The organism is Candidatus Dependentiae bacterium (assembly GCA_026389065.1).
Taxonomy (GTDB): Bacteria; Babelota; Babeliae; order Babelales; family Chromulinivoraceae; genus JACPFN01.
The window spans coordinates 59,247-79,793 of the sequence record JAPLIP010000036.1 but is presented as its reverse complement, the minus strand read 5'-3'; the positions used below and the strand labels follow the sequence as shown (position 1 = coordinate 79,793).

General features: G+C 36.0%; 16 protein-coding genes. 9 read left to right on the top strand and 7 right to left on the bottom strand.

The window, feature by feature from the left end; genetic code table 11:
• Window positions 1–15 precede the first annotated feature (15 nt).
• From NTU89_02445 to NTU89_02435, 3 genes are all read right to left on the bottom strand, one after another.
• Window positions 16–738 carry a hypothetical protein gene (locus tag NTU89_02445; GenBank protein MCX5923405.1) on the bottom strand — a complete coding sequence of 241 codons (723 nt, stop codon included), beginning with the start codon at window positions 736–738 and terminating at the stop codon, window positions 16–18.
• 13 nt (window positions 739–751) lie between these two features.
• Entirely contained in the window at window positions 752–2,086 is a 1,335-nt protein-coding gene (locus NTU89_02440) for a hypothetical protein (GenBank protein MCX5923404.1), read from the bottom strand.
• Between the two features lie 97 nt (window positions 2,087–2,183).
• Complete coding sequence (locus tag NTU89_02435) at window positions 2,184–3,896, bottom strand: ATPase, T2SS/T4P/T4SS family (protein ID MCX5923403.1); 1,713 nt, start codon at window positions 3,894–3,896, stop codon at window positions 2,184–2,186.
• A gap of 266 nt (window positions 3,897–4,162) precedes the next feature.
• Between NTU89_02435 and bamD the strand changes: the two genes are divergently transcribed.
• From bamD to NTU89_02420, 3 genes are read left to right on the top strand one after another with little or no spacing between them, the layout of a single operon-like run.
• Window positions 4,163–4,981, top strand: coding sequence for an outer membrane protein assembly factor BamD (gene bamD / locus NTU89_02430; GenBank protein ID MCX5923402.1), 819 nt, complete (start codon window positions 4,163–4,165; stop codon window positions 4,979–4,981).
• Window position 4,982: 1 nt separating this feature from the next.
• On the top strand, window positions 4,983–5,348 hold the full coding sequence (locus tag NTU89_02425; protein ID MCX5923401.1) for a YraN family protein: 366 nt from the start codon (window positions 4,983–4,985) through the stop codon (window positions 5,346–5,348).
• A gap of 11 nt (window positions 5,349–5,359) precedes the next feature.
• Window positions 5,360–6,025 carry a phosphatidate cytidylyltransferase gene (locus NTU89_02420; GenBank protein MCX5923400.1) on the top strand — a complete coding sequence of 222 codons (666 nt, stop codon included), beginning with the start codon at window positions 5,360–5,362 and terminating at the stop codon, window positions 6,023–6,025.
• Window positions 6,026–6,346: 321 nt separating this feature from the next.
• On the opposite strand, the gene hisS is transcribed toward NTU89_02420, so the two are convergent.
• On the bottom strand, window positions 6,347–7,603 hold the full coding sequence (gene hisS, locus NTU89_02415) for a histidine--tRNA ligase (protein ID MCX5923399.1): 1,257 nt from the start codon (window positions 7,601–7,603) through the stop codon (window positions 6,347–6,349).
• Between the two features lie 264 nt (window positions 7,604–7,867).
• On the opposite strand from hisS, the gene NTU89_02410 reads away from it, so the two are divergent.
• The 3 genes from NTU89_02410 to NTU89_02400 all read left to right on the top strand — a co-directional run bounded on the left by NTU89_02410 (window position 7,868) and on the right by NTU89_02400 (window position 11,789).
• Window positions 7,868–10,066 (top strand): hypothetical protein, encoded by a 2,199-nt coding sequence (locus NTU89_02410; protein ID MCX5923398.1) that lies wholly within the window; start codon window positions 7,868–7,870, stop codon window positions 10,064–10,066.
• Window positions 10,067–10,100: 34 nt separating this feature from the next.
• A complete protein-coding gene (locus tag NTU89_02405; protein ID MCX5923397.1) occupies window positions 10,101–10,400 on the top strand; it encodes a hypothetical protein in 300 nt (99 codons plus the stop codon).
• 207 nt (window positions 10,401–10,607) lie between these two features.
• Window positions 10,608–11,789, top strand: coding sequence for an ATP-binding protein (locus tag NTU89_02400; GenBank protein ID MCX5923396.1), 1,182 nt, complete (start codon window positions 10,608–10,610; stop codon window positions 11,787–11,789).
• A 704-nt stretch (window positions 11,790–12,493) separates the two neighbouring features.
• Here NTU89_02400 and tyrS read toward each other — a convergent pair.
• The gene (gene tyrS, locus NTU89_02395) at window positions 12,494–13,693 is read right to left on the bottom strand and encodes a tyrosine--tRNA ligase (GenBank protein ID MCX5923395.1); all 1,200 of its coding nucleotides are present in this window, start codon (window positions 13,691–13,693) and stop codon (window positions 12,494–12,496) included.
• A 12-nt stretch (window positions 13,694–13,705) separates the two neighbouring features.
• Complete coding sequence (locus NTU89_02390) at window positions 13,706–14,377, bottom strand: hypothetical protein (protein MCX5923394.1); 672 nt, start codon at window positions 14,375–14,377, stop codon at window positions 13,706–13,708.
• Between the two features lie 162 nt (window positions 14,378–14,539).
• Here NTU89_02390 and NTU89_02385 point away from each other — a divergent pair, with 162 nt between their 5' ends.
• From NTU89_02385 to ybeY, 3 genes are all read left to right on the top strand, one after another.
• Entirely contained in the window at window positions 14,540–17,005 is a 2,466-nt protein-coding gene (locus NTU89_02385) for a valine--tRNA ligase (GenBank protein MCX5923393.1), read from the top strand.
• Between the two features lie 97 nt (window positions 17,006–17,102).
• Window positions 17,103–17,903 (top strand): hypothetical protein, encoded by an 801-nt coding sequence (locus NTU89_02380; protein ID MCX5923392.1) that lies wholly within the window; start codon window positions 17,103–17,105, stop codon window positions 17,901–17,903.
• Between the two features lie 286 nt (window positions 17,904–18,189).
• Window positions 18,190–18,639: an rRNA maturation RNase YbeY gene (gene ybeY, locus NTU89_02375; GenBank protein ID MCX5923391.1), complete on the top strand. Its 450-nt coding sequence runs from the start codon at window positions 18,190–18,192 to the stop codon at window positions 18,637–18,639.
• On the opposite strand, the gene NTU89_02370 is transcribed toward ybeY, so the two are convergent.
• Window positions 18,640–20,340 carry a hypothetical protein gene (locus NTU89_02370; GenBank protein ID MCX5923390.1) on the bottom strand — a complete coding sequence of 567 codons (1,701 nt, stop codon included), beginning with the start codon at window positions 20,338–20,340 and terminating at the stop codon, window positions 18,640–18,642.
• Between the last annotated feature and the right edge of the window lie 207 nt (window positions 20,341–20,547).

The following is a 20,547-nucleotide window of genomic DNA, read 5'->3' as shown; positions in this document are numbered from 1 at the left end:
TTAATTTTTCCTTTTTTATTGGTTCAATTTTGATCCACATGGACAACCAGATTTTCCTTCTTTTGCACAATGCAAACATCCAGGGCCAGTGCAGCGATATTTTTTATCACTACGATCTAATTTTTTCATAAACTTATTTATTTGTTTTAGCCACTGCTCTGCACTATCTCTTGGTATTTTAGTTACTATATATGGTTTATATTCTTTCATCCAATCAGAATATTTTATAAATTTCTCACCCGGCTTAACTTCATCAAACAACCAAGGATATGCTGGAGATAATTCTAAAAAAATATTTCCATCCTTATCATTATACAGCCATGAAGATGGAATATTTATTCCCGTTCTAGCATCAAATAACTTATAAACTGACCCAACCCAGCAATGAAACCCATTAGATAGAGTTTCATAAATTAAATCTTTGCGATTATCTTTCTTGTAATCTTTTGCTTGATAATACCCTAAGCTTTTTTTTATTGATGTGTGCAGCATGCGCTGCCTGTTTAAGCACGGCTGAAATTCTTTTTTTAACGCCTCCATTATTGATAGAATTTCATCAATTTCTAGCGTAATGTTTTCCAAATCTGAAACATAATCAATTTGAGCAAAATCAAAATTAATCATCCTTTTTGCTTCTTGTTTATCCATAGAAATAACAAGCTTTGCATTATTGCTGTCATGAAATAACAGCTCTAAGAGTATAGCCCCATCTTTTCTTCGTCCAGGCATTGCTTGCATGCTTTTTAGTCCTTCACTTCTTATCTGGGAAATTAGTTTTTATAGCTTTTTTCTGATACTCGCTTAGCTTTTTCCACTCACAGTAATATCCGTGCCAAATATCATTAACAGTGTTTTGAAGTATTAAAAGTTTACCACGATGCTCAACAACCCTATTCTTTAATTGATTGCCTCTCCCGTCAAAAACAGGCACAGATTTATCTAATGCCTTTTGTCCATCTTCCCAAGTTGGACCCGCGCTGGCATTACCATTTGGCTGCAAGGGGTGTTTATCTGATGGAATAAAATAACCATTTGGTCCTTTTGGTGGTGGGCTGCAAATATCTGATTCACATTTTTTTCCAGCTTCATGCTCACTTTCTTTTATCGTGTGGCGCTTTATATTTTTAGCGCCTTTGCCTGGTTGCTTCGAACTCTCCTTTTGATAAGTGCTACTCAAGCAGTCGCTTTGTACGTTAAACTCTTTTGATTCTTGATTTTTTGGTGAAGAAGAATAGCTACATGCTCCTTGTTCTGGATTTACGTCCAGCGAAATGACTTGGCATATTCCTGGAACAAGGGTTGAATCGTTTAAAGATTGTCCGTTACAAGGTCCAACTAAAATCGTATTGCTAGCTGGCGAGGATAAACAATGCAGGTGATCGTATGAATTTTGATAAGAATTGTTAGATCCGCAGTCTTTAAGCTGATCATCAAAGTAAATTGTTTTGGTGATTTTTTCATTGCCAACTTGTAGTCCCAATTGGCTCTTGTCTTGTGATCCATGTTTGAAAAATAACGCATAGGTGGCGCATACAAATGGGGTCACAACGCTAAAAACAGCTCCGCTAAATGTAATGTCAGCAAGAGAGTTAAAAGTCCACATAAGACCGATAGTAAATAATGCAAAATTATGAACAACTACGCCTAGATCTGTTACATAAAAAACATGGTCTTCTTTAAGCCTAATATCGTACAAATCGATGAGGGTTAAGCCATTTTCAATCAGCGTAATCTTTGCTGATCCAGGAAACTGAACAATCCGAACGGATTGACCAACTTGTAAATCTTGAGCCTTTGTCCAGCGATTTGTTTCTATTTCTAAAAATTTTTGATCAAGCGATACCGAAATGATTTTATCGCCAATTGTTAAATTAATGTACGGTTGATTTTTTTGAATGAGCGTGTGATCAATTCGAGTTACTGCAAGATGACTATTTGCATTAACCCCAAAAACTTTATCGCCAACTTGTAGATCTTTAATCCTACAAAAACCTTTTTCTATGCCAACAGGCGTTTCTCCAGAAAAACCAGAAAACAAATAAGCCTGTAAAATAAACGTAGCTAAAATCGTTTGTAAAATTCTCATTGTTTGTTGTTTCGAGTGTAACCAATTGATAAATATCATTGATAAATAATACTAATCAAAAGACTTGCGCGCTACTGTTAAATTCATGACCAAGCTTCTAAGCCGCAACAGGATCTTGATCCCCTGACGCTGCAGACATAACTTCTTCTATCGTTGTAAGGCCAGCTTCAATTTTTAAAATACCGTCATGAACCAAAAGCGTCATACCGTCTTTTAAAGCTTGCTCTTTTATTTTAAGAGCGTCGGCTCTTTGCACCACCAGCTGAGCAATTCCTGGCGTCATTTGCATAATTTCAAAAATTGGAAGTCGTCCTGCATATCCTGATTCCATGCACTTTTGGCAACCAACTGCCTTATAAAAAGTAATCGCTTTTGCCCGGTCTGGAGAAATTCCAATAGAGGCAATAAGATTTGCTTCTGGCTGATATTTTTCTTTGCAGCTTTGACAAAGTTTTCTAACCAGTCGCTGAGCTAAAATAGATGTTACCGTTGAAGCAATTAAAAATGGCTCAATGCCCATATCGATCAATCGAGTGATTGTTGCTGGAGCATTATTGGTATGAATGGTACTAAAAACTAAATGCCCGGTAAGTGATGCTTGTACCGCAATTTGCACAGTTTCTGCATCTCGAGCTTCACCGATCATAACAATGTCAGGATCTTGCCTTAAAATAGATCGTAAAGCTGTCGCAAAAGTTAATCCTATTTTTTCATTAACTTGAACTTGATTGATTCCGCTAATTTGATACTCAACAGGATCTTCAACCGTTATTAAATTAACCTCTGGAGAATTAACGCGAGACAAGATTGAATACAGCGTTGTCGTTTTACCAGAACCAGTTGGCCCAGAAACTAAAACGATTCCATTTGGTTGAGAAATGCTATGCTCAAGAACCGCAAAATCACGCTTGGAAAAACCAAGAGTTTCAAGTTTTACAAAGGTCCTTGATTTATCATGCAACCTCATCACAACTCGCTCACCATGAATAACTGGTAAAACAGACATACGAATATCTATTTCTTTTCCAGCTGCTTTTATTTCAAACCTATTGTCTTGCGGCTTTCTTTTTTCTGCGATATTCATATTTGCCATAATTTTTAAACGAGATACTAAAGCGCCTTGAATACGCTTTGGTGGCATTAATGCTAAAAACATTGCTCCATCTACCCGATATCGCACTCTGACATCTTTTTCATAAGGCTCAATGTGAATATCTGAAGCCTCACGCTTAATTGCTTGAAATAAAATATGATTTACTAATTTTACAACTGGAGTTTTGCTTGCCATGGAAACAACATCTTGATCATCCATCGAACCAAGATCAAGCTCTCCTTCGATAAGCTTTGAATCTTCTTCGAGCTCTTCCATCATCTGTTTGGTACCTTCAAGCGGGTAATAACGATTAATGGCATCGATTACTACAGCCAAAGAAGAAACTGCTTGAGTTACTTGACGACCAAGAATTAATTTTAATTCATCAATTGGCTGAACTTTATAGGGATCTGCACAAACAATAACTATTTTATCATCAATAATTACCGGGATAATATTATTTTGTCTTAAAAAGTGAAATTGAATTTTTCCAAGAAGTGAAGCGTCTGTCATTGCCTCTGTAATTTGATCAACGTATGGTATCGACAAATCTTTACTGTAGGCCATGGCTACGTCTTTTTGGCTGATGATTTTTTTACTAAGCAAATATGAAACTAAGGACATATTTAGCCCAAGCGCTTCTTGCTTAAAGCTATCAACTAACCCTGCCTTTAAAACTCCCATATCGATAAGAGCTTGCAAAAAACCTTGACTCATAATATTACCTCAATTTTATCATCAACTCATCAACTAAGCTTTTAAAATAACGCTTTTTATACGTACTATATTTGCGTACTTTTTTATATAACGCAACATTTTATAAAGATGATAGCATTATTTGACTACCTAAAAAAGCTATCTTGTAAAATGGGATAACTTGAAAAAAGCAGGGTATCTGATAGATTGAAAGTATCATTTCATAGTGCTTTCAAGTTATAAACTTGTTTACCATTCCATCGGTTTGCAAAAAGGAATTTTTAGTCATGTTTATTCGTTTTTTACTTCCAATACTATTATTTTCACTGACTCCAACTTTAAATAATTGCTGGTTTGGTTCAAAATCAAAGCCAAGCTATCCAGTTTCAGGCAAGCTCGTTAAAGATATGAACGAACAAGAGCTTAATCTAGTCCTGGAGTACGGAAAAATCGTTGATGATTCAGAACTTGTTTTTAAATGTTACTTTTATTTAATTGGCATATCGGGACAACAAGTAACTATAAAAACATACAAACTCGGCCTTGCAGATTATCTTTTCCAAAGAGAAGATTACGAAAAAGCATCTATCGGCTATGAAGAATTTTTTCTTTTATATCCTGGCAGCCAGGAAGCAGAATATGCTCAATACAAATCAATTCTATGCTCTTTCTTTTTGTGCCTATCCTCAGATCGAGACCAGACGCAAACTCTAAAAACAATTTCGCTCGTTCAATTCTTTTTATCTCGAGCTAAAAATGTAAAGTTTATTGATGAGGCAAAAGAAATTCACACTACTTGTCGCAAAAAGCTTTTTGAGCATGAAGTGCATGTTTTTGCTCATTATGTTTCCAGACAGAAGTTCACAAGCGCTCAAAAACGCATGGAATTTATTGAAAAAAACTTTACCGACATTGTAGACCTTGATCTCTACGTTGCTTATTGCAAAGAGATGATGGAGATGTGCAAAAATCCAAACACCTGCCCATTCTTTTTAAAGTTTGATCTTAAGCATGCATTGGCAAAAAAAGACAAGCCTGCTTCTACTACAACACCTGAAGAACAAAAAACATCAATTAAAAACACAACCGCTTTCTTTTTGGCATAAGATGGCAAGCGACACCTTTGGTAAGCAAAGTGAAGATTTTATTGCTTTGTATTTACAAAAACTTGGCTTTCAAATTTTAGAGCAAAACTATAAAAAGTTTTTTGGTGAAATTGACATCATTGCAAAGAAAAATGATCTAGTTGTTTTTGTTGAAGTAAAAGCTCGAAAAAATTCACAAATATCAATGCTTGAGCTCGTTCGACCTTCAAAGCAAAATAAAATTATTATGGTTGCCAAATCATACATTAGTAAAAACAATTTATACGACGTTACCTGTCGCTTTGATGTAGCCCTTTTGCATCTGGTAGATGGCCAAAAACCAGAACTAAATTATATTGAAAATGCCTTCGGCCAAAGAGATTACTAAAAAAGGTTTTTATGTTTACACTAAGCAATCCAACAAAACGATTTATAACAGCCAGCATAATTGGCACAGGTTTTTGGTTTGTATTTTTTTATCTTCCACCAGTTGCTTTTTCAATTCTGCTTTTTGGAATTTTAAGCATCATTCTTTTAACTGAGTGGGACAACCTTTTTAAGATTCGTGACTTTTGGTTTTGGTTTATAACCCCATGGTATCCAATTTTGCCATTTATACTTTTAATCTACATGAACAATGATCCAGATTATCGCACACTGGTTTATTATCTTTTTGTTATTGTTTTTGCCTTTGACGGAACAGCCTACATCACAGGAAAGCTGCTGGGTGCTCATAAAATCATACCGAGCATCAGCCCTGGAAAAACAGTTGAAGGCTGCATCGGTGGATTTATAGGAGCATTGATAACATTTTATTTTGCTGCGCGCAGCGATGGTCTTTCACTTTCTTTTTCTTTTATCTTTTTGTTTGTTTTTATTACCTGCTTGCAAGCATTTGTTGGTGACATTTTCGAATCATTTTTAAAGCGTAGGGCTGGCATAAAAGATTCTGGCCATGCTTTACCTGGCCATGGTGGGTTTCTTGATCGATTCGATGCCGTGATTATGACTACCTATTTTTTCTTTTTATTTAAAGATGAATTAATTAAAATTCTGGTTAGATAGAAATATCAAACATTATTTTTTCATACAGTCTCCTTCAACCTACATCTTTATCTAATTTAATATTTACGTATTGAGCTCTGGCCGCTCAGGCCCGAAAGCATGAGTGCGCATGCTTTGGAATCATGCATCTAAGCGGAGGACGGCTTAGATGGCGTTTCTTAAGTGCGCCACCGCACTTAAGGGCCATGTTGCGGCCATAGCAACAGAAAAGATTAAATTGAAAATTGAAACACGCAAGGTGGAAAAGGACTTGATAATTTAAATCTAACAAATCATCAAAACAATCAAAACAAAAAAAGATTTGTTACTTTATCAAAGTAATCAAACCTTTAAGTGGACTTCACTTTGAAGGCAAACTTCTTGAACACCTGTAATCATATTTTTTACCGTAACAGTATTATTATTTTTTTCGTCTGCCCCAATAATTAAAACATATTGAGCTTTAAGCTGATTTGCTTTTTTCATTTTGTTTTGTGTTTTTTGATTATCTAAAAGTAGATCAACGGCTTTGCCATGTGACTGTAAAAAATCTGCCAAGTGTAAAGCTACTTTATTTTCAGACTCTGTTAAAGGAATAATGCACGCTAAAGAAAGTTGCTTTTCTAAGAGCTGATCTTTTTGAGATTCTAAGATCATAAGCAAACGTTCCATTCCAATAGCACATCCAAATGCAGGAACTTCTACCTTGCTGCCAAGCTGCATAGCCAGACCGTCGTAACGCCCTCCAGCACAAAATGCACTTTGCGCGCCAAGGTTGACAGAAACAAATTCAAAAACTGTTTTATTATAATAATCTAATCCGCGCACTAAATTATTATCGATTACAAAAGTAACTGATAACTCATGAAGTGTATCTTGAAGCTCTTGCCACTCAGTGCGAGTTGACTCTGAGAAAAAATCTGAAAGCTTTGGAGCCAATTGAAATAATTTTTGACAATCCTGAGATTTGCAATCGAGAACTCGCAAAGGATTTGTCTTTATTCTTATTTGACAGTCGCCGCACAGCTCAGACATTTGCGGTGTTAAAAAAGAAACTAAAGCCAAGCAAAAAGCCTTGCGATCTTCAAGCTGCCCTAAAAAATTTAACTTTAAAACAAATGATTCTATTTTTAATTCTTGGTCAAAAAGATTATGAAGCATCTTAATAAGGTGTGCATCATATAAAATAGAAGCGGCCCCAATCATTTCCATATTCATTTGATGAAATTCTCTAAGTCGTCCTTTTTGTGGGCGCTCGTATCGAAACATTGGACCATATGAAAAAACTTTACACGGTGTCACCACATTTGACTGCTCTTGCAAAAATGCTCGTATCGTTCCAGCGGTTCCTTCGGGACGCAAGCAAATCAGCTCGTCGTCTTGCTTGTCCCCTTTTGGCGAAATGATAAACATTTGTTTGCTCACCACATCTGTTTCATATCCAAGGCCACGTTGAAACAATGAAACATATTCTAAAATTGGAAGATCAATTTCTGAAAAGTTGTACCTTTTAAGATGCGCTTCGATCTTTTTTTTGACGCCGGAAGTGTATGGCATTTCAAAAAAATTATCCGCAACTCCCTTAACTTTTGAAAACATAGTTTTTCCTTTTACAAAAACAAAACTTTGATCTGTTCATCATACCCTAAAAACCACTCAAAATAAAATATCCATGAAAAAGTTGACTTACCCTAAAAAAAATTGTTAGAACTTCTGATGAACTCTAAATATGTAAAACAGAAATATATTATAGTTATAAAAATTTCTTGAACAAACCTTGAAAGGAGGAGTGCAAAAAAACTCGGCCGAAAAAAGATAGTATCGTAATGTATCCTAAAATTAAAAAAACAGATTGAGGAGACTATGAAAAAACAAGTTTTCTTGCTTACCCTAATTGGCATGCTTTTTTCAAGCAATGCTTTTTCAACTAGTTCAGCTAAAACAACATGTAGCAATTCATGTAACACAACATGTGCAGCATCAACGAGCTGTGATAACAGCTGTGATGGCTACCATGGTAAAACATTTTTAAGTGTTACACCACACTTCCAAAACGCATCTCCTGAACTTGCATCTATGTTCAACTCAAATTACCTACACGACTTAAGTGTTGAAGATAAACACGGTAATTTTGAAGTTGTAGTTTTTGGTGGTAAAAGCACAGCTGGAAGACGCTCTGCTCAATACTTCTTACCATACGGTCATGAAACATTGACTTTCGATGGTAGCATTGTAAATCCATTAATCTTTGCTAACAACGCAGCAGAATCTGTAGGAGAAGTGCAAGTTCCTGGCGTAGCTGGAACAGATTACTTTTCTGGTGGTTCTGCAGTTGTTGCAGGAACACAGCCAAGTATTTCAGGTCTTTATTTAGACCCTGCAACTTACTGGATGGATAGCAACAAAAATTCAAGCAAAATACTTCCTTGGAACTTTGGTATAACTTATGCTGCTCTATTTGAGCCTCGTGGTTCAGGAACTGTTTTTGCACCTAACACAACAGCTTCTATTGGAACAGGACTTATTTCATCTCCTGCTTTCAAATCAACTATAGCTCCTGTGTATTCATATGCTCACGTAGGTGCTGGTTTTGCTCTTCGCTACCAATTCTCTGATGATAAATCAGGATTCTATGGTTGCATTTCAACAGCGGTACAAAACGTACGTTCAAAGCTTTGCTTAAATGAAAACGTTGAAACTGATGCTGTAGAAATGAATGCAACAACAAGCCCAGCTCTTTTTGGAACAGCAAATCCAAGTGGTGAAGCTCTAGGAGCATTGAACGACTTTACAACTTCTCTAAACGCAACAAACCAAGGACTAAACACAACAGTTTATGATCCAAATGGTGTCGCAACATCAACTCCAGTTCCAAGCCTTGCATCAGCATACCTTGGTTCAGGATTCCCTAACTCAACTGACGCTGGAAACACTGTTCATGGCGTAGAAGTTGCAACTCCTCCTACAACTGTAGCAGAAGCTTTCGCTCAAGATGCTTGGAGATATGGCAAAATTAGCGGATGTAACAAAATCACTCGTTTAGCTGATATCGAACTTTCACTTGGATACCAATGGTTCTGTGGTGATTGTGCTTCAACTAACTGGTCACTTGGTGTTGTAATCCCTACAGGTAACAAACCAAATGCTTGCCAATTAGCACAAGCTGTTGTTGGTAACGGTGGACACGCTGGACTATTTAGTGGTTCTGTAACAGAAATTCTTCTTTCAGATGAAGAAGATTACCAAGCTTCATACCGTTTAGATATGGATGCTCGTTACTTGTTTAGAAACACTCAAATGCGTTCATTCGATCTTAAAAACAACGAATGGTCACGTTATATGATGGTTTGGGCAAATAAAGATGCTTACACAACTGCCCTAGCTGCTGCAAACGTATTGTCTCCAGCAACTATAGCAGCGCAAGCTGCTGCTGTTGCAGACCTTCCAGCTGGTAATGCAATTCGTACATACACTCCTGGTATCAACGTATTTACAACAGACATGTATGTAAAACCTGGATTCCAATTACGTGTAAACCAAGCTTTAAATATCCGTGGCGAACACTTTAGAGCTGAACTTGGTTGGAACATTTTAGCAAAACATAAAGAATGTGTTTCTCTTTCTTGTGATTGGGGAGCTGCTCCTGCTTTTGCAGATTCATCATACCTAGGTGGTGTTGGTCTAAACAACAACAGAACAATATACAATGATGCTCAAACATCTTGTTACAATGTTGTAGACAGCTTAACACGTGTTGCTGTTGCGCAAGTTGCTGTTGCAACTCCAGCATTTACATTAACACCAACAGCTCTTATGCCAATCAACAACTTGTTGCTTGCTGATACTAATTATGAACGATTTGCAATTGGTGAAGAGCAAATCAATCTTGATTCAGCTTCTTCAGCTCCTGTGCTAACACAGACTCCTTATGCAACAGTTGGTTATGCTTGGGAATGTGACTATCAGCCACAATTCTCAATCGGTGGATCATACGAATTTAACCCAAACAACAGTGCTATCAACCAGTGGTTGGTATGGGGTAAATTTGAAATTGCATTTTAATTAATGAAATTTTAATTTAAAAAAGGAATTAAAAATGAAAAAACAAATATTATTGAGCATTGCTATTTTAGCAGCTTGCTCAACAGATATATTTGCTAGAGGTGGCGTAGTATCTCCAGTACTAAATAAGAAGAGTGGCAAAGGCGGTGGAGCTACAATGGCTGCTGTTACTACTCATGGACAAAATGGTGTAGCTGGATTAAGTTTTTACACACAACCAGCTGACCTTGCTAGCATTGCAGCAGCGGCATATGATGCAGCAGCTACAATGCAAGCTGGCGCGAGCAGATTGTCTGCAGCTTATGCTGACGCTCAAGCAGTACTTAATGCTTAATTGCATCTAGTCAATTAAAAAAGTAATGAAGCTTACAAGCTTTAAAGCTTAAGAGAAAGAGAGGAAAATAAAACTTCCTCTCTTTCTCTTTTTTTTATGGCTTCAACACAACTAAAAACATCGATCAAGTTTGACAAGACTCTACTGCGGTGTAAAATCTGGAATTAGATTCCATTTTTTACAAAGCCTGTTTTATAAAGGAGGTCTATGTTTATCAAAAGAACCATTTCTTCTAAGGTTTTAGAATTCTCAAAGCAGTATCCAGTCGTTGCAATCACTGGGCCAAGACAATCTGGCAAAACCACTCTGGTCAAGCAGCTATTTCCCAATCATTTATATGTAACCATGGAAGATCTTGATTTCAAGGCAAAGGTACAATCTGATCCAAGAGGCTTTCTTGCAACCCATGGAAATATGCATGGCTTGATTATTGACGAGGCTCAAGAAGTTCCAGAGCTTTTTTCATACATCCAAGGAATTGTTGACCGTGAAAAAAAAGACGGTTTTTTTATTTTAACCGGATCTCAAAACTTTTTACTCTATGAAAAAATTACACAATCTTTAGCTGGCAGAGTTGCTTTGTTTACTTTGCTACCGCTAAGCATTCAAGAATTAAAACAGGCTGGCCTGGAAAGTTCACTTGCCGAAGAACAAATGCAAAAAGGCTTTTATCCAAGAACCTATGAAAAAGAGATCTCCGATTTAAGTTTTTTTTATATGACTTATGTTGCCACTTATGTTGAGCGTGATGTTCGAAATGTTTTGCAAATATCTAATCTTGTTGCTTTTCAAAAATTTATGAAACTTTGCGCTGCAAGAATTGGAAACATTATTAATTTCGCTGAGCTTGCCAGAGACTGTGATATTGATCAAAAAACAGCTAAAGCATGGCTCTCAGTACTCGAAGCAAGTTATATCATCAAGCTTATCTATCCTTTTTATAATAATTTTTTAAAACGGTTAATCAAATCACCAAAGCTTTATTTTGTAGACATTGGTTTAGCATGCCATCTGCTTGGAATTAAATCTGCAAAAGATCTTTTTATTCACGAATATCGCGGCTCACTTTTTAAATCAATGATTATTATGGAATTATCAAAAACATATTTTAATCAAGCTGTAATCCCGCCACTGTATTTTTGGCGCACTGCCCAAGGACAAGAAATTGATTGCATCATCGAAAAATCATATGCGGTGCAAATCCCCGTTGAAATAAAAGCAAGCGTGACCATGCAAAAAAACTTTTCTTCTGGCATTGATCAGTGGCCTGTTATCACGGGCAAGCCAGTGGAAGCCTCCTATGTTGTGTACGCAGGAAATCAGTTTTTTGGTGGAAACGGTGCCCATTTCATTCCATGGAAAGATATTGATAAAATGGATTTATTTTAAATTCTGGTCTCCTGCCACCTAGATGTTTATTTAAATTAATTACTTACGCTTTACACTCAGGCCGTGTAGGCCCCAAAGCATGGGTGCACATGCTTTGGAATCATGCATCCAAGCGGGACACCCGCTTAGATATCACCCGACGCAAAATTCGAGTCTTCGCCTGCCGGCTCATTGCCTCTCAGCTTTGCTAAAAATGCTTTGAAAACAAATTTAATAAAACTTCCGCCCATGGTGATCTAGCCGACGCTTGCAGCTTTTGCGGACTATGGTTTTTTACGCAGTAAAAATGCCTGCCCGGCGAAGCTTTCGTGCGAGGCCTTGGTATTGAAGGGGCATAGAATTAATTCGAATGCTTAACTAACTAGGCAAAGATTACCATCTTTGCACCGTAACGTTAAACGTAGAAAACAGTTGTAAAAAAAAGAGTTTTTGTCCAAACAAGCCCTTCGGTCGTTTTTGTTTCTAGCCGTGTGAAGCTCTGCGTAACAAATAAGGCGAAAAAAAACCTTATGGGCGTCGGGTGATATATAAGTGGGTGTCCCACTTATATGGCGGATTCCAAAGCGCCGCCAAGAGCGCTTTGGCCCCTGTGGCGGGTAGCCACACACGTAAGTATTAATTTAAAAAAGGATGTAGGTGGAAAATGACTATCCCAAACAACTAACCAGTCAAAAAATTAAGTAGGTTTGTGAAAATTCACAAACCTACTTAATTTTATATATCTTATGTTTGCCAACTTTAATAATCATTCCAGAAACTATTTGGGTTTCTGTTTTAAAATCTTTAATCACAGAGTCATCAACAAGCACAGCGCCAGATTCTATTAATCTTTTGCCTTCAGATGAACTAGTTAGCGCGCCTAATTCTTGCAAAATTTTTACAATCCAGACCGGAGCTTTTTTAAACTCATCAGAAATTTCTACCTGAGTTGCCTGGGATAAATCTTTTTGCTGAAACAACGCTTCAAACTGTTTTTGGGCCAAATCAGCCTGAGAAGGCGACCAAAAAGTTGCAACCAACTCGTGAGCCATAGATTTTTTTAAATCCATTGGATGCAAGCTGCCTGCAACGACTTTATCTTTCATCTCTTGAATTTGAGCTTCTGTTCTATCAAGCAAAAGCAAATAATATCTAAAAACTAAGCTATCACCAATCGACATTAATTTTCCGTAGGCGTCAGATGGTTCATCAAAAAGGCCAATAGCATTACCCAAAGATTTTGACATTTTTTCAACACCATCAAGACCTTCTAAAAGCGGCACAGTAATTACCACTTGTGGCTCTTGATTCATTTGCTCTTGTAGAAATCTGCCACACAGCAAATTAAATGTTTGGTCTGTGCCACCCAATTCAACGTCAGCTCTAAGATCTACAGAATCATAAGCCTGCATAATCGGATATAAAAGTTCATGCATAGAAACTGGAATATTTTGCGAAAGTCTTTTTGCAAAATCATCTCGCTCAATAAGTCTTGCAACCGTAACTTTGCTGCAAAGAGAAATGACATCAGCAAAAGTTAATTTAGAAAGCCAGGTAGAATTATAGGCTATCGTTAACTTGTCCAAATCTAAAATTTTACCAACCTGAGCAAAATAAGTTTGTGAATTTTTTATGATTTGCTCTTCTGTTAGCGGAGGGCGAGTCTTTGATTTTCCTGTTGGGTCACCAATTCTTGCGGTGTAATCCCCAATTAAAAAAATCACATTGTGCCCAAGGTCTTGAAACTGTTTCATTTTTTTTAGAACCACTGCATGACCAAGGTGTAAGTCTGGCGCTGTTGGGTCCATGCCCAGTTTAATTTGTAATTTTTTACCAGACTCTAGTTTTTTGACTAAATCTGCATGTGGCACACATTGCGCTATTCCAGATGTAATAATTTTTAATGATTTTTCAATTTCATTCATATTTTATCCTTTTTACTTAGCCATAAACAAATGATTTAAAAAGCCCATCATGTTTGCAAGTAAAAACTCTACAATCGGTGAGCCTATCGATACAAAAAGAAGAAGTAGGACAAACGCCTTAATCATTTGTTGGGTTGTTAACATGTGAAAGCTTGGAAAATAAAAAAACAAAATTGAACGAAAGAGGCCAATAACAAAGTAAATTATGAACAAGATAAAATTTTGTCTGTAGAAAAAAATTAAAACATCCCGCACAGATTCAAAAAGTGATGAATTTGCAGAAATACCCAAAAGTTCATAATTCTTAGAAATAAAAACAAATGAGAAAAATGCAAAAATAATTAAAATAAAATGAGCAATCGACCGAGCGAGGAACTGTAAAACAACATTACCTCGTGAATGCTCTGATGGATTTAATGGCATGTACCGACCCCAGCCTGGAATATCTTTAAAGAATGGTAGATAATTTCCAAACAGCTGACCAACAAGCAAAAAACCAAAACCGACCAAATTAAAGTGAGCCATTGGATCTAGCGTTAAAAAACCAAACTGCTCTGGGACATCGTCACCAGATTTTTTTGCCACCCATGCTTCAAACCAACCAGTTATGGTCACCGTTGGTATGTATGACATCAACGAAATAATTATAATCTGCATGCCTTGAATAAGTTCTAATCTCATCATGTTTAAACATCCTTAACGTAATATGTTTTGCCTCTTTTCATCTCTTTTACAAGATACCATGACGGCAAGCAGATCACAAAAAAATTATCCGTACCTTTTTTGACCTGCTTGCAGATTTAGCGTACCTTTAAAAATAAGCTTAAATACAAGAAAGAAATCAAAATGGAAAATCGATACAATCATCAACAATGCGACGATCAAATAAGACAGCTTTGGCAAACAAATCAAACTTATCGACATAAAAATCCAAACTTTAAAAAATTTACAATTGATACCCCCCCTCCAACAGTCTCAGGATCCCTGCATATCGGTCATATTTTTTCATACACACAAACAGACATCATCGCTCGGTACAAAAGAATGACTGGTCACAATGTCTTTTATCCTTTTGGCTTCGATTGTAATGGACTGGCAACAGAGCGTTTTGTAGAAAAAAAACACAACACGAATGCTTCAAAGATTGGCAGAGAAAAGTTCATTGAGCTTTGCCTTTCAACAACCGAAGAAATGAAAATTAAATTTGTAGACCTATGGCGTGCAATTGGACTTTCTGCAGAGCTTGAGCATACCTACTCAACTATCTCAAAAGATGTGCAAAAAATAGCACAAGAATCTTTTATTGGCTTGGTAAAAAAAGATTATGCCTACATCAAAAATGAACCAGCATTGTTTTGCACACAGTGTCGCACAACCGTTGCTCAAGCAGAACTTGATGATATGTCACAAACAACCATGTTTAACGATATTCAATTTCAAACAGCTGATACCAACGAGCCACTTACTATCGCAACAACACGCCCTGAACTTTTACCATCATGCGTTGCGGTTCTTTTTCATCCAGACGATAAGCGGTATCAAAACTTAACCGGCAAACAAGCAATTGTTCCCATCTTTAGTCAAACTGTTCCACTCCTTGCAGACGAAACCGTTCTGATAGAAAAAGGATCCGGGCTGGTAATGGTTTGTACTTTTGGTGATAAAACCGACATTGAATGGTACAAAAAACATAAGCTTCCACATAATCCATCAATTGATTTTAATGGAAAATTTGTTGCAAGCACTGGTCAACTTGCTGGACTAAATGTAAGCGATGCTCGTAAAAAAATTATTGAGATACTAAAAGAAAACAATCTTCTTTTAAACCAAAAACAGATTGAAAACACGGTAAGCATTCATGAGCGCTGCAAGCATGTAATTGAGTATGCAATTTTACCACAATGGTTTATTAAAGTAGTTCAAAATTCAAACGAATTTTTAGCAGTTGCTGATGAAATAAACTGGTATCCAAAACATATGAAATCTAGATTTGTTGATTGGGTTAAAAATCTTTCATGGGACTGGTGTATTTCCCGTCAAAGAGTGTTTGGAATTCCATTTCCAGTTTGGTACTGCAATGACTGCGGAGAAATACTTTTGGCTGAAATAAAAGATTTGCCATTAGATCCTCAGCAAACTTGCTATGGCAAACCATGCACAAAATGCTCAAGCTTAAATATTCGCGCAGAAAAAGATGTGATGGACACCTGGAACACCTCATCTTTAACTCCATACATCTGCAAACAACTTTATGATAAAAGTAACGATTCAATATCAAGCGACTCAGACTTTATTCCTATGAGCATGCGACCACAAGCACACGATATTATTCGAACATGGGCTTTTTATACCATTGTAAAAACATGGATGCATCAAAAACAGATGCCTTGGAACGACATCGTTATTTCAGGATATGTTTTAAGCGAAAATAAAGAAAAAATATCAAAGTCAAAAGACAACGCCCCAACAGACCCAGAAAAACTATTATTACAGTATGCTCCTGATGCTATTCGTTTTTGGACGGCTTCTGGAACCCTTGGTCAAGATATTGCCTTTTCTCCAGAACAAATAATGATTGGGCAAAAACTTTTAACAAAACTTTGGAATGCTTTAAAATTTGTACACATGCACATCGATGGAAAAACTCTTCCCAAGCAGAAGCCTCAAGACCTTGGTGTAGTAAATGAGTGGATGATAGACCAACTACAAACTTGCCTCAAAGAATATCATGATCACTTTAAAAAACATGAATTTAGCCTTGCGCTGCAATCAATTGAAAAAGTTTTTTGGAACGATTTTTGTGATAATTATTTAGAAATAGTTAAGGATCAACTATTTAATCCTGAAAATTACTCGCAAAAAGAAGTTCAGGCAACTTTATGGACACTTCGCGAAACAGGCTTAATTATTCTACAGCTTTATAGCCCATACTTGCCACACATCACAGAGTATTTATATCAAAATATTTTGTTAAAGCATGATACATCTGCAATGAATTCTATTCATTTGACACAGTTGCCAGAAGCTCAAAATATTAACAACGACAACCAACAAAGCATGTCTTTAATTTTAAATGTAATTTCGCATGTCAGAAAATTAAAAACAACAGCTCAGCTGTCCCTTAAGGCAGAGCTTTCCTCAATAACAATTTATGGCGCAACAGATCAAAACCAAGCCGTTTTAAAGCAACAAGAAAACACCTTAAAGGGCGTTTGCAAAGCAACAAAAATAGTGTTTTGCACAACAGACCAAGAAACAGCACTTGTTCAAGAGCAAGACAGCTGGAAAGCTCATATAAATATTACAAAATAAAACGACAGCTTTTAATTGCCAAAGCATTGACTAACTCAATGCTTTGGCATATTCTTTAGATATCTTCAAAAACAAAAAACTCTTTTAAGGGATCAAAATGACAAACAAAATATTATTATTTTCAGCGATTAGCTTTTTTGCTTTTACTCACGCTGAGGAGTCAACAACATTTGTTCCAAGAACCTATACGGTTGAGTTTCAAGTTCAACCAAAAAACGCATCTGATTTAGAAGAGTTCAACAACCTTTCACAAAACATTCTTAATACAGTTCAAAAAAGCGACAAAGGCTTGCTTTTCCAAACATTTTTATCATTGCTTCAAGATATTCAATTGGCTGTTTTCTCTAATCAGTCAACACTGCAAATAGCAACTGATGTTATGGAGTCACTAATTGATTCTCAATTAATACAAGATGCTCTGGCTCAAGCAACTCAGCCTGAAGCTATTTCTCAATCAACAGAAGCTTTAGATGAAAATCCTGATCAAACATCTGAAGAAATTGAGCAAACTGATGAGGTATCACCCGTCGAAGCGCCTGAGCAAATTGCATCTGAAGAAATTTCTGATGAAGAAATGACAGATGAAAATAGTTCTGAAAATGAAGAATTATCAGCTTCTCAAGAAGCTAACGCTCAAAGTGACGATATTGATGATACATCAGCTCAAGCAGTCGATAGCCTAAGCGAAATAGAAGAATATATTCCTTCATTTGTTCTTTCTCTTTCTATTGTTGCATCAAAAGAAGAAGATATGGACATCTTCCAAGAAGCAAAAGAAGCTTTATTAAGCCTTGCTCAAGGATCTGTAGAAGTTTCTGACGAAGTAAAAGACTTTATCAATAAAAATGGTAGAGGAATGCTAAGCCTTAGATCTGCTAACGATCAAGAAGAAGCTTAAAAATTTTTAATTCTTTTATAAAAAAAGATCTATTAAAAACACCGCTCGATTTTAATATCGGGCGGTTTTTATTTGACGGCTAAATTTTTTGTTTGACTCTTCAATCGATGGCTTTAAAATTAAGAATATATTATTAAAATAATTTCCTATTATATTAACAAAAATTAGCAAACTTAAGCTTCTTTTACTTATTTTCTGTGGTCAAGCCACAGGAAACAAGGTGGAAAAAATAATATTAGTAGAGCTCCAAATATATTTATAACACCTTAAAAAGCAGCTTTTACCTATGATAAAAATAAGAAACAGCCAAAAAAAAATATCTTTCGACGTTAAGCAGTACCATGCCAAAGCTCAGAAAATTCTAACGCATCTTGGATACAATGATTTTGACTTAGGTATTTTACTAACGACAGAAAAGACAATTCAAAAATACAATAAAGATTTTCGAAATAAAGACAAAGCAACTGACGTGCTATCCTTTCCTTACCACACCGAGCTAAAGGCTGGTAAAAAAATCAAGATTTTATCCGATGAAGATAAAAACCTCGGTGATATTATCATTGCTGTTTCATATGTGTTTGAAAATAAACACAATCTAGATGGTGACTTTGATGCTCGAATGGATCGCATGCTTGTGCATGCTATTTGCCATCTTCTGGGGCATGATCACATAGAAGATGATGAGTTTAAAAAAATGATGACCCTCGAAAACAAACTTTTAAAAGTTATTGCTTAGTTATTTTAAAAACTCATAAGTTCTATGCATTCGCTCAAGAACTTTATGCTTTTGCTCATAGCTTAAATCAAATGAGAGAAGCTGAGAAATATCATCTTGAAACAAGAACAGCTCTTCGTTAGACAAGCAATAAACATAAGACCTTAATTGAATAATTAAAATATGGAGCTTTCCGTCTTGGCTAAATGATCGCTCTTGTGTCGTTATGGTTTTATTTAAAATAATATCAATTGATCGTACCAAGTTTCTCATTGGTTTATACCAAGTATCATGCTTAATAAATCTATTGTATCCAACATTTATAGTGCGACAACCTAAATAACCAACACCAACCGTAGGAAGTACGGCAACCATAAACAACGTCGCCCGAGAATTTTGATTAACAACCTCAAAAAGATTATTAGCAACGAGGACAGCCTCCTCTTTGTTTTGATTTATGGTCTGCTTAATTTCTTTGTATTCTTCAAGCGCTCGATTAACAGAATCGATAACATTATTATAATCCTTAATTCCTGACTGAATATTTTGATTAATAACTTTTTGATGTTCATTTAAATCATTCTGGCTGCGAACAGGAATAAATCCTGCAACTGTAGCTACTTTATTATCCACTGTCGGAAGCTGATCCTTTGGGCTTAAATGAGGAAAGGTGATATCATTCGTAGGAAGAGGATCCATCTTATTAATCTTTCTTACCACCTTCCTATCTTGATCCCAAAAGAATTTCTTGCCAGCCGCTGCCGCATCGACAATGTACTCTTGAATAAAATTATCAAACACCTCTTTGCTTTTTTTCTTGTAAAATGGCACATGTTCTTTATATTTTTTATAAGCACACATTGCCATAATTATTGATCCAGCAATAACAGAATATGCTACCTTATGTCGTGCGAAATGGTGTGGTTTTTTATGTTCATCAATAATGGTCTGAAACCTTTCTGCGTCCTCATTTGCAATTTGGACAAACCACCAAGCATCCTTAAAAAGCCTGTAAACATCAACGTGATTGCTTTCAATTTCTAAAAATGGAACATTAAACTGATGGTACATCGGCAATGCGCCGCTGGAAAGACCGGCGGAAATATTATCTATCGAATTTATTTTTGAAATTTGATAATGCCCATGAAGCGCAAGGCCAAGAACTGAAGACAGCTCATCTTCTGCTTTCTGTAAAACCTGTATGCGACCGGCAAGAAAATTTTGGTATGATTTTTTAGTTGACCAGCGAGTAATATTTTTTCTTGTCCATGGCAACGACTCACAAAACAACTCTTTTTTCCAATACTCTTTTGCCACAGAAATTTCTTGTAAGATTGATTCAGCTTTTTTAATATATTCGCTAAAAAACTGAATGTACAAACGAGCTAACATTAATTTTTGAGCGTTCAAAATAGCAATGTCAAAGTCTCTTTGACTCTCAAATTTATCAACCGATAAAAAATTACTATCTTTGCCAGAATGGCTTAACAAAAATAAATCTTGAATATTTTTATCTGCAAAAAAATCATTAATTGAATTTTTCTCGTGATGTAGATGATTAAAAGCATTAAGAGATAGAGATACGATCCTACTGCTTCGTTTATCGCCATCTTCAATGCTTTTTATACATCTTGACAAAAGACCTGAAAACAATGGTCCTTCGGAAGATATAGTCGTTTTTTGAGTAAAAAAAACTAAGAACAATAAATATATTTTTTTCATAAAAATTCTTCCCCAAAATGATAACTTTTCTTTCTGTAGCAATGATTTTCACACAGTCAGTATACCATATCGGTGAGTAAAATGAATAAGTGCCAAAACCAGCTCGTAGTTTTACAAATAGAAACAAATAATCTATAATTATATTTGATTAGTTTAAAAACTATCTAGATTTAATTGTAAAATTAAATCAATTTCTTAAACCAAATA

What these genes read in the sequence shown, in the direction of transcription:
- NTU89_02410 (MCX5923398.1), top strand. Translation starts at nt 7,868, where the DNA reads ATGAAAAAACAAGTTTTCTTGCTTACCCTAATTGGCATGCTTTTTTCA.
- NTU89_02425 (MCX5923401.1), top strand. Translation starts at nt 4,983, where the DNA reads ATGGCAAGCGACACCTTTGGTAAGCAAAGTGAAGATTTTATTGCTTTG.
- NTU89_02370 (MCX5923390.1), bottom strand. Translation starts at nt 20,340, where the DNA reads ATGAAAAAAATATATTTATTGTTCTTAGTTTTTTTTACTCAAAAAACG.
- NTU89_02405 (MCX5923397.1), top strand. Translation starts at nt 10,101, where the DNA reads ATGAAAAAACAAATATTATTGAGCATTGCTATTTTAGCAGCTTGCTCA.
- bamD (MCX5923402.1), top strand. Translation starts at nt 4,163, where the DNA reads ATGTTTATTCGTTTTTTACTTCCAATACTATTATTTTCACTGACTCCA.
- NTU89_02385 (MCX5923393.1), top strand. Translation starts at nt 14,540, where the DNA reads ATGGAAAATCGATACAATCATCAACAATGCGACGATCAAATAAGACAG.
- NTU89_02390 (MCX5923394.1), bottom strand. Translation starts at nt 14,377, where the DNA reads ATGATGAGATTAGAACTTATTCAAGGCATGCAGATTATAATTATTTCG.
- tyrS (MCX5923395.1), bottom strand. Translation starts at nt 13,693, where the DNA reads ATGAATGAAATTGAAAAATCATTAAAAATTATTACATCTGGAATAGCG.
- NTU89_02440 (MCX5923404.1), bottom strand. Translation starts at nt 2,086, where the DNA reads ATGAGAATTTTACAAACGATTTTAGCTACGTTTATTTTACAGGCTTAT.
- NTU89_02380 (MCX5923392.1), top strand. Translation starts at nt 17,103, where the DNA reads ATGACAAACAAAATATTATTATTTTCAGCGATTAGCTTTTTTGCTTTT.
- NTU89_02435 (MCX5923403.1), bottom strand. Translation starts at nt 3,896, where the DNA reads ATGAGTCAAGGTTTTTTGCAAGCTCTTATCGATATGGGAGTTTTAAAG.
- ybeY (MCX5923391.1), top strand. Translation starts at nt 18,190, where the DNA reads ATGATAAAAATAAGAAACAGCCAAAAAAAAATATCTTTCGACGTTAAG.
- hisS (MCX5923399.1), bottom strand. Translation starts at nt 7,603, where the DNA reads ATGTTTTCAAAAGTTAAGGGAGTTGCGGATAATTTTTTTGAAATGCCA.
- NTU89_02420 (MCX5923400.1), top strand. Translation starts at nt 5,360, where the DNA reads ATGTTTACACTAAGCAATCCAACAAAACGATTTATAACAGCCAGCATA.
- NTU89_02445 (MCX5923405.1), bottom strand. Translation starts at nt 738, where the DNA reads ATGCAAGCAATGCCTGGACGAAGAAAAGATGGGGCTATACTCTTAGAG.
- NTU89_02400 (MCX5923396.1), top strand. Translation starts at nt 10,608, where the DNA reads ATGTTTATCAAAAGAACCATTTCTTCTAAGGTTTTAGAATTCTCAAAG.